7 protein-coding genes and 1 tRNA gene are annotated in these 9,624 nt (G+C 61.0%); 1 reads left to right on the top strand and 7 read right to left on the bottom strand.

The window, feature by feature from the left end:
- Positions 1–59 precede the first annotated feature (59 nt).
- The 7 genes from AAHA39_RS20530 to pncC all read right to left on the bottom strand — a co-directional run bounded on the left by AAHA39_RS20530 (position 60) and on the right by pncC (position 7,025).
- Positions 60–152 (bottom strand) — tRNA-Ser (locus AAHA39_RS20530).
- Between the two features lie 215 nt (positions 153–367).
- Complete coding sequence (csrA, locus tag AAHA39_RS20525; RefSeq protein WP_005305164.1) at positions 368–556, bottom strand: carbon storage regulator CsrA; 189 nt, start codon at positions 554–556, stop codon at positions 368–370.
- Positions 557–659: 103 nt separating this feature from the next.
- Positions 660–1,898 carry an aspartate kinase gene (locus tag AAHA39_RS20520; RefSeq protein ID WP_041210820.1) on the bottom strand — a complete coding sequence of 413 codons (1,239 nt, stop codon included), beginning with the start codon at positions 1,896–1,898 and terminating at the stop codon, positions 660–662.
- Positions 1,899–1,914: 16 nt separating this feature from the next.
- A complete protein-coding gene (gene alaS, locus AAHA39_RS20515; protein WP_042033273.1) occupies positions 1,915–4,539 on the bottom strand; it encodes an alanine--tRNA ligase in 2,625 nt (874 codons plus the stop codon).
- A 295-nt stretch (positions 4,540–4,834) separates the two neighbouring features.
- A complete protein-coding gene (locus AAHA39_RS20510) occupies positions 4,835–5,344 on the bottom strand; it encodes a regulatory protein RecX (RefSeq protein WP_320655686.1) in 510 nt (169 codons plus the stop codon).
- Between the two features lie 44 nt (positions 5,345–5,388).
- Positions 5,389–6,453 (bottom strand): recombinase RecA, encoded by a 1,065-nt coding sequence (gene recA, locus AAHA39_RS20505; protein ID WP_104016529.1) that lies wholly within the window; start codon positions 6,451–6,453, stop codon positions 5,389–5,391.
- An 80-nt stretch (positions 6,454–6,533) separates the two neighbouring features.
- Positions 6,534–7,025 carry a nicotinamide-nucleotide amidase gene (pncC, locus tag AAHA39_RS20500; protein ID WP_320655436.1) on the bottom strand — a complete coding sequence of 164 codons (492 nt, stop codon included), beginning with the start codon at positions 7,023–7,025 and terminating at the stop codon, positions 6,534–6,536.
- Between the two features lie 217 nt (positions 7,026–7,242).
- On the opposite strand from pncC, the gene mutS reads away from it, so the two are divergent.
- A partial coding sequence (gene mutS, locus AAHA39_RS20495) for a DNA mismatch repair protein MutS (protein WP_342690038.1) occupies positions 7,243–9,624 on the top strand: 2,382 nt, incomplete at its 3' end.

Genomic DNA, 9,624 nt, shown 5'->3' with positions numbered 1-9,624 from the left:
ACCTCTGACCACCTGGTTCGTAGCCAGGTACTCTATCCAGCTGAGCTACGGGCGCAAAATGGCGGAGAAGGGGGGATTCGAACCCCCGATGCGGGTATAAGCCGCATACTCCCTTAGCAGGGGAGCGCCTTCAGCCTCTCGGCCACCTCTCCGTTTGCGGGGCTGATAATACTTCACAGGGATTTTTAGTCAAACACTTTTTTGGAGAAAAAAGCGTGTTCGCTCAGCATTTGGCCAAAGCGTGGAATATTCAAACAATATCGACACTTATCCCGCTCTTTTGCACCTTGCAGCGCGGTTTTGCCTGGCCTTAAAAAAACAAAAGGCGACACATGAGGTGTCGCCTTGTCACAGCCATTAAAGCCGCTTAGAAGCCGGATTGACCCGGTACTTTCTCAGCCTGGATGCGCTGGTAGATCTCTTCGCGGTGTACGGAGACCTCTTTCGGCGCGTTAACACCGATACGGACCTGGTTACCTTTAACGCCCAGTACGGTGACAGTCACTTCATCACCAATCATCAGGGTTTCCCCTACACGACGAGTCAAAATAAGCATTCGCTTGCTCCTGTATCCTGTTTTGTTTTTATATCGATATGCGACATTATCTTACAAAGATACCGATATGGTAAATGGTTGAAACTAAATCAATCAGCGATTGTTAGCCCAAAGGCTGCTCTTGGGGCGCTTGATCCAATCCAAAAGCGGCGTGCAGGGCCCGCACCGCCAGCTCCAGATACTTCTCGTCAATCACCACCGAGATTTTGATTTCAGAGGTAGAAATCAACTGCATGTTGATCCCCTCCTCGCCCAATACCTTGAACATGGTGCGCGCAACACCGGGATGGTTCCACATGCCGACACCGACAATGGAGACCTTGGCAATCTCGCCATTCCCCTGCACGCAGGAGGCGCCCAACTCGGTCGCGGTCTCCTCCAGCAGCGCACGGGCACGGCGGTAGTCGTCACGATTCACCGTGAAGGTAAAGTCGGCGGTGCCATCTCCCAGGGTATTTTGCACAATCATGTCGACATCAATGTTGGCGTCGCTGATCGGGTTCAGGATCTGCGCAGCCACGGTCGGTCTGTCCGGCACACCCAGAATGGTCAGGCTGGCCTCGTTGCGGTTAAAAGCGATCCCGGATACCAGGGGAGCTTCCATCCTCTCACCTCCATATGTGATTAAGGTTCCCTCTCCGTCGACAAAGCTCGACAGCACCCGCAGCGGGACGCGGTACTTGCCCGCAAACTCCACCGAGCGGATCTGCAACACCTTGGCGCCGAGACTGGCCATCTCCAGCATCTCCTCGAAGGTGATGGTGTCGAGACGACGAGCCTTGGGCTCGATGCGCGGATCCGTGGTGTATACCCCATCCACATCGGTAAAGATCTGGCACTCATCGGCCTTGATGGCCGCCGCCACGGCAACTGCCGTGGTATCCGAACCGCCGCGGCCCAGCGTCGTGATGGCGTTATGCTCGTCACGGCCCTGGAAACCGGCGATCACCACCACCTTGCCCGCAGCCAGTTCGGCATGAACCAGCTCGGTGTCGATGTGGGTGATGCGCGCCTTGCCATAGGCGGAATCGGTATGAATCCGAACCTGATCGCCAGTCATCGAGACCGCCGGGCAACCGCGTTTGTTCAACGCGATGGCCAGCAGCGCTATGGTGACCTGCTCACCGGTGGAGACCAGTACATCCATCTCGCGCCGGTTGGCATCAGGATCCAGTTGCTGGGCCATGCCCAGCAACCGGTTGGTTTCGCCCGACATGGCGGAGACAACCACCACCACGTCGTGTCCCTGGGCGCGGGTCTGCTCGACCCGCTCAGCTACCGCCTCGATCCGCTCCAGTGTGCCGACCGAGGTGCCGCCGTACTTCTGTACATAGAGTGCCACAGATCACCTCGCCCGATTACAGGCGCTCTTCCAGCCAGGAGTGAACGGATTGCAGCGCTGCCGGCACCGCCTCAGGCTGGGTACCACCCGCCTGTGCCATGTCCGGACGGCCACCGCCCTTGCCACCCACCTGCTGGGCAACCAGATTGACCAGCTCACCGGCCTTGACCTTGCCGGTCAGGTCGTTGGTAACACCGGCGATCAGGTTGACCTTGCCGTCGGCACAGGTGGCCAGCAGCACGACACCGGACTTCATCTGGTTCTTCAGCTCGTCCAGCATGCCACGCAGGGATTTCGGATCGGCCCCTTCCAGCGCTGCAACCAGCACCTTCTGACCGTTGATCTCGATCACCTGACCCAGCAGGTCGTTACCGGCCTGAGCGGCCAGCTTGGCCTTGAGCTGCTCCAGCTCGCGCTCCATCATCTTGGCCTTGTCCAGCATCTGGCGAACCTTGTCGGCGATGCAGAACTGGTCACCTTTCACCAGTGCAGCTGCCTCTTCGATCTGCTCGCCAACCTGATGCATGAAGTCGATGGCCGCTTTGCCGGTCACCGCTTCGATACGGCGCACGCCAGCCGCGATGCCGCTCTCGGCGATGATCTTGAAGAAGCCGATATCACCGGTGCGCTTGGCGTGAGTACCGCCGCACAGCTCGGTGGAGTAGTCGCCCATGCGCACAACACGCACGTCGTCTTCATATTTCTCACCAAACAGCGCCATGGCACCGGCGGACTTGGCCGCTTCCAGATCCATCAGCTGGGTGGTGATTTCGTGGTTGGCGCGGATCTGGTTGTTGACCAGCTCCTCGACCCGGCGAATGGTCGCCATGGTCAGCCCCTCGAAGTGGGAGAAGTCGAAACGCATGCGCTCGGCTCCAACCAGAGAACCTTTCTGGGTGACATGCTCGCCCAGCGCCTGACGCAGAGCTGCGTGCAGCAGGTGAGTCACTGAGTGGTTCAGGGCGATGGCCTGACGACGGTCAGCGTCCACCACGGCCTCAACCTCGGCCCCTTTCTCCAGGGTGCCCAGCTCCATGTAGCCCTTGTGGATGATCGCCTTGCCCGCTTTCAGGGTGTCGGTCACGGCAAAGATGCCGTCGTCCACTTTCAGGGTACCGCTGTCGCCAATCTGGCCGCCGGACTCGGCGTAGAAGGGGGTCTCTTCCAGCACGATGACAGCTTCGTCACCGGCGATGAGACCGCTCACCTCTTCCACACCCTTGTAGATACCGACCACGCGAGTGCGCTCGCTCAGGGTCTTGTAACCGGTGAAGGGGGTCTCGAAGTCGAGCTTGAGCATCTCGTTGTAGTTCACGCCGAAGCTGGAGGCCTCTTTGGCGCGAGCACGCTGCTTCTCCATCTCAGCTTTGAAGCCCTCTTCATCGATGCCGATCTCGCGCTCGCGCACCACGTCGGCAGTCAGGTCGGCCGGGAAGCCGTAAGTGTCATAGAGCTTGAACACCACTTCGCCCGGAATAACCTTGGCATCGCCCAGGTTGGCCAGAGCATCTTCCAGCAGCAGCAGACCGCGATCCAGAGTGCGGACGAACTGCTCCTCTTCGATGCGCAGCACGCGCTCGACCAGCGGCAGCTGGGCGATCAGCTCGGCAGCAACATCCTTCATCTGCACTGCCAGCTCGGCAGCCAGTTTGTAGAAGAAGACATCGGTCGCGCCCAGCTTGCGACCGTGACGCACGGCGCGGCGGATGATGCGACGCAGCACATAGCCACGACCTTCGTTGGACGGCATCACACCATCTGCCACCAGGAAAGCGCAGGAGCGGATGTGGTCAGCGATGACGCGCAGGGACTGGTTGCTCAGATCGGTGGTGCCGACAATCTCGGCCGCTTTCTTGATCAGCGCCTGGAAGATGTCGATTTCATAGTTGGAGTGGACACCCTGCATGATGGCGGAGATACGCTCCAGCCCCATGCCGGTATCCACGGACGGACGCGGCAGCGGCTCCATGGTGCCGTCAGCCTGACGGTTGAACTGCATGAACACCACGTTCCAGATCTCGATGAAACGGTCGCCATCCTCTTCCGGTGAGCCGGGACGGCCACCCCAGATGTGATCGCCGTGGTCATAGAAGATCTCGGTGCAGGGACCGCACGGGCCGGTATCGCCCATCGCCCAGAAGTTGTCGGAAGCGTAAGGGGCGCCCTTGTTGTCACCGATGCGCACGATGCGATCGGCCGGGACACCGACCTCTTTTTCCCAGATGTCGAAAGCTTCATCGTCAGTCGCGTAGACGGTTACCAGCAGGCGATCTTTCGGCAGCTGCAGCACCTCGGTCAGGAAGCCCCATGCAAACTTGATGGCATCCTGCTTGAAGTAGTCACCGAAGCTGAAGTTGCCCAGCATTTCGAAGAAGGTGTGGTGACGAGCGGTATAGCCGACGTTTTCCAGATCGTTGTGCTTACCACCGGCACGCACGCAACGCTGGGAAGTCGTCGCGCGATTGTAGGCACGCTTGTCTGCGCCAAGGAACACGTCCTTGAACTGGTTCATACCCGCGTTGGTAAACAACAGGGTCGGGTCGTTATGCGGTACCAGCGAGCTGGAGGAGACAACCTGGTGCCCCTGGGAACGGAAATACTCGAGAAACGCAGCGCGAATCTCTGACGTGGACATATACATGGAAAATCCTGCTTGATTCGAATACGGACTTTTAACCGCATTAATGTAAGTTTTCTGCGGGGTAAAGTAAAACGGACAGGGCCGCCACGGGCGAAAAAGCGCACATAAACGGGCCAGAAAAGAGCGCCACTGCTCACAGTGGCTTTTTTCACTGTCGAGAGGCAAAAAAGCAGCGCATAAAGAGGGATGAGATGAACAAAAGGCTGCTTTTTCGGAATTGCGCTCGCAACCTACTGAGCCGGCAGGAAAAACCTGCCACAAGAAGAGGTAAAACGACTGTTGCCACGCAGTGGCGTTACTCCTCCCGCTCCTGCAGGGCCGAGATGGCATAACGGGCCTGATCCTGGGTGAAGCCGCGCCCCAGCAGATATTTGAGCCACTTCATCCGCAGCTTGAAATCGGCCAGATCGGCAATTTTTGCCCGTCGCTCCAATAGTTCGAAGGCGAGCTCGAACCAGTCCAGCTCAGGTTGCTCGAAGGCGGCATCGATCTGGCCATCGTCCAGCCCCTTGCGGCGCAGGTCGAAACGGATCTTGAGCGGGCCATGTCCCTTGGCGGCACCGGCCCGCACCGCCATGGCACCATAGCGTTCGTCATTGACCCAGTTATAACCGCGGCAATAGTCGACCACCGCCTCGATCACATCTTCCTGATAGCCCTGCTGGCGCAGGCGTCTGGCCAGCTCCGACTCGGCACTCTCGCGGCGGGCCAGACTGCGCATGGCATAGCCGCGGGCAGCGGCCAGCTGTTCGGCAAAGGTCGGCTCGGCGGGCTCGAGCGGTTCGGTCACGGATTCATCTACCATCATAAATAACAAGGCCGGGTATCTACCCGGCCTTCCTTTGTTCCTTATTCGAACTCTTGTTCGCTTTCGGCATCGAACTCTTCTGCCTCAACTGGTGCAGCCTTGTCATCGACAGGTACGGCACCGGAGAGCAGCAGCTCGCGCAGTTTGGCTTCCACTTCGCCAGCCAGCGCCTTGTTCTCGGCAAACAGCTTCATCACGTTGGCCTTGCCCTGACCAATCTTCTCGCCGTTGTAGCTGTACCAGGCACCCGCCTTGTCGATCAGCTTGTGCTTGACGCCAAGGTCAACCAGCTCGCCCTCTTTGGAGATACCGGCACCGTAGAAGATCTGGAATTCGGCCTGCTTGAAGGGAGGAGCCACCTTGTTCTTCACTACCTTGACGCGGGTCTCGTTACCGACCACTTCGTCACCTTCCTTGATGGCGCCGGTACGACGGATATCCAGACGCACTGAGGCGTAGAACTTGAGCGCGTTACCGCCGGTAGTGGTCTCCGGGCTGCCGAACATGACGCCGATCTTCATCCGGATCTGGTTGATGAAGATGCACAGGCAGTTGGCGTTTTTGATGTTGGCGGTCAGCTTGCGCAGCGCCTGGGACATCAGACGGGCCTGCAGGCCAACGTGGGAGTCACCCATCTCGCCTTCGATTTCCGCTTTCGGAGTCAGGGCCGCCACGGAGTCGACGATGATGACGTCAACGGCGTTGGAGCGAACCAGCATGTCGCAGATCTCCAGCGCCTGTTCACCGGTATCCGGCTGGGAGATGAGCAGGTCGTCGACGTTAACGCCCAGCTTGGCGGCATAGATGGGATCCAGCGCGTGCTCCGCATCGACGAAGGCACAGGTCTTGCCCTTCTTCTGGGCTTCGGCGATCACCTGCAGGGTGAGGGTGGTTTTACCGGAAGATTCCGGGCCGTAGATCTCGACGATACGACCGCACGGCAGACCACCGATCCCCAGTGCCACGTCCAGAGAGAGGGAGCCGGTGGAGATGGCTTCGATATCCATGGTCTTGCTGTCGCCCAGACGCATGATGGAGCCTTTGCCGAACTGCTTTTCAATCTGACCCAGCGCAGCCGCCAGTGCCTTCTGTTTGTTCTGATCCATGCCAATCTCCGCTGGAAATCGTGAGTAAAAAATGAAGTTGGGCTAAGTATACTGTCTATTCATACAGTATCAAGCCCAATTTATCTGAGCAGGGCCAACAGACCCGACAAGGCCTGTCTCACCGCCTGCTGGCGCACCTGCCGGCGATTCCCGTCGAAGCGGGCCAGCAGGGAGTGGTGGCGGCCATTGCTGTCGGCCCAGGCGAACCAGACGGTGCCGACCGGCTTGCCCTCGGTGGAGCCGCCGGGGCCGGCGATACCACTGATAGCAACGCTGATGGAGGCAGACGAGTGCGCCAGCGCGCCGCGGGCCATCTCCAGCACCACCGCCTCGCTCACCGCGCCGTGCCGCTCAAGGCTCTCGCGGCTCACCCCCAGCATCTGCTGTTTGGCCTCGTTGGTGTAGGTGACAAAGCCGCGATCGAACCAGCCGGAGCTACCCGCGATGTCGGTGATGGCCGTAGCCACCCCACCGCCGGTACAGGATTCGGCGGTCGCCGCCAGCCAGCCCCGTTGACCAAGGGCCCGCCCCAGCTCGATGGCGAGGTGCTCTATCTCTGCGTCCAGTTTCATCACAGCTCCTTCTGATTCGTGGAAAGGGCACATTATGCGATCCCGCCGCAGCCCCTCGCAACTGAGCTGATTATCACAAGGCAGATGACTCGCATCAGCCAAATGGTGACGTGAGCCAACCTCCCCCGGCGCGGCGCTTATGTGTAGAATGGCGCCATCAAGCTCAAGGCTCATCACCGCAGACCCGGGCCCGCAGAGGCCCCTTCTGGAATAGAACATGACCGCACAACACCAAGCTACTGGCGCCGCGCCAAGCGCCAATCTCAGCGCCCACACGCCCATGATGCAGCAGTATCTGACCCTCAAGGCCGAGAACCCGGAGATCCTGCTGTTCTACCGGATGGGCGACTTCTACGAGTTGTTCTATGACGATGCCCGCAAAGCCTCCCAGCTGCTCGACATCTCCCTGACCAAGCGCGGCCAGTCGGCCGGCAGCCCCATCCCTATGGCGGGTGTTCCCTATCACGCCATCGAGGGTTATCTGGCCAAGCTGGTGCAGCTCGGCGAATCGGCCGCCATCTGCGAACAGGTGGGGGATCCCGCCACCAGCAAGGGGCCGGTGGAGCGCAAGGTCATTCGCATCATCACCCCGGGCACCGTCTCCGACGAGGCGCTGCTCAGCGAGCGACAGGACAACCTGATCGCCGCCGTCTACCACGATGGCCGCCGCTTCGGCTACGGCACCATGGACATCGGCTCCGGCCGCTTCTTCATCAACCAGTTCGAAAAAGAAGAGACCCTGCTGGCGGAGCTGCAGCGCACCAACCCGGCGGAGCTGCTCTACCCCGAATCGTTCGCCTTCCTGCACCACGTCGAGGGTCGCCGCGGTCTGCGCCGCCGCCCGGAGTGGGAGTTCGAGCTCGGGACTGCCCGCAAGCTGCTCTGCCAACAATTCGGTACCCAGGATCTGGTGGGCTTTGGCGTCGAGCAGAGCGAGACCGCCCTGTGCGCCGCCGGCTGCCTGATGCAGTACGTCAAGGACACCCAGCGCACCGCCCTGCCCCACATTCGCAGCGTGCGCCTCGAGCAGCCCGATCACGCGGTAATCATGGATGCCGCCACCCGCCGCAATCTGGAGCTGACCCAGAATCTGGCCGGCGGTCACGACAACACCCTCTCCGCCGTGCTGGACTGCACCGCCACGCCGATGGGCAGCCGGCTGCTCAAGCGCTGGATCCACCAGCCGATCCGCGATCGGGTGATCCTGAAAGGTCGCCAGAGCACCATCAAGGAGCTGATCGAGCAGAACCTCTATGACGAGTTGGGCGGATTGCTGCGTCAGGTCGGCGATGTGGAGCGGGTGCTGGCGCGTCTGGCCTTGCGCTCGGCCCGTCCGCGCGATCTCACCCGGCTGCGGCAGGCTTTCGCCCAGCTGCCCGAACTGCAACGCCTGCTGGCGGAGAGCGAGCACGAGGCGGTGCAGCAGCTGCGCGAGCGGGCCAGCACCTTCCCCGAGCTCTTCGACCTGCTGGAGCGCGCCGTGATGGAGGTGCCGCCGGTGCTGATCCGCGATGGCGGCGTGATCCGTGAAGGGTTCAACGCCGAGCTGGACGAGCTGCGGGATCTGGCCAACGGCGCCACCGCCAGCCTCGCCCGCATCGAGGAGCGGGAGAAGCTGCTGACCGGCATCAACACCCTCAAGGTGGGTTACAACAAGGTGCACGGCTTCTATATCGAGGTGAGCCGCGCCAACAGCCATCTGGTGCCGGCCCACTACATCCGCCGCCAGACCCTCAAGAACAACGAACGCTACATCATCGACGAGCTGAAGAAGTACGAGGATCGGGTGCTCACCGCCCAGGCGCAGGCGCTGGCGCTGGAGAAACGCCTCTACGAGGAGCTGCTCGATGCTCTGCTGCCGCACCTTGGCGAGCTGCAGGAGTCTGCTGCCGCGCTGGCGGAGCTGGACGTGCTGGCCAACCTGGCCGAGCGGGCCGAGACCCTCGACTATCGCTGCCCCACCCTCATCGACGAGGATCAGATCATCATCGAGGCGGGCCGCCATCCGGTGGTGGAGCAGGTGATGACCGACCCCTTCATCGCCAACCCGATCCGGCTGGAGCGGGAGCGGCGGATGCTGATCATCACCGGCCCCAACATGGGCGGTAAATCGACCTATATGCGCCAGACCGCGCTGATCGTGCTGCTGGCCCATATCGGTGCCTTCGTCCCCGCCGACAGCGCCCGCATCGGCCCCATCGACCGCATCTTTACCCGCATCGGGGCATCGGACGATCTCGCCTCCGGCCGATCCACCTTTATGGTGGAGATGACCGAGACCGCCAACATCCTCAACAACGCCACCGCCCGCAGTCTGGTGCTGATGGACGAAATTGGCCGCGGCACCAGCACCTACGACGGTCTCTCGCTGGCGTGGGCCTGCGCCGAGCAGCTTGCGAGCAAGATTGGCGCCTACACCCTGTTTGCCACCCACTACTTCGAGCTGACCCGCTTGCCGGAGCTGATGAGCGGGCTGGCCAACGTCCACCTGGATGCGGTGGAGCACGGCGACACCATCGCCTTTATGCACGCGGTGCAGGAGGGGGCGGCCAGCCGCTCCTACGGCCTGCAAGTGGCGGCGCTGGCGGGGGTACCCAAA

The organism is Aeromonas sp. SE22 (genome assembly GCF_038739755.1).
Taxonomy (GTDB): Bacteria; Pseudomonadota; Gammaproteobacteria; order Enterobacterales; family Aeromonadaceae; genus Aeromonas; species Aeromonas jandaei.
Note: the sequence above shows the minus strand (reverse complement) of the source record. Positions and strands in the feature narration are given on the sequence as shown.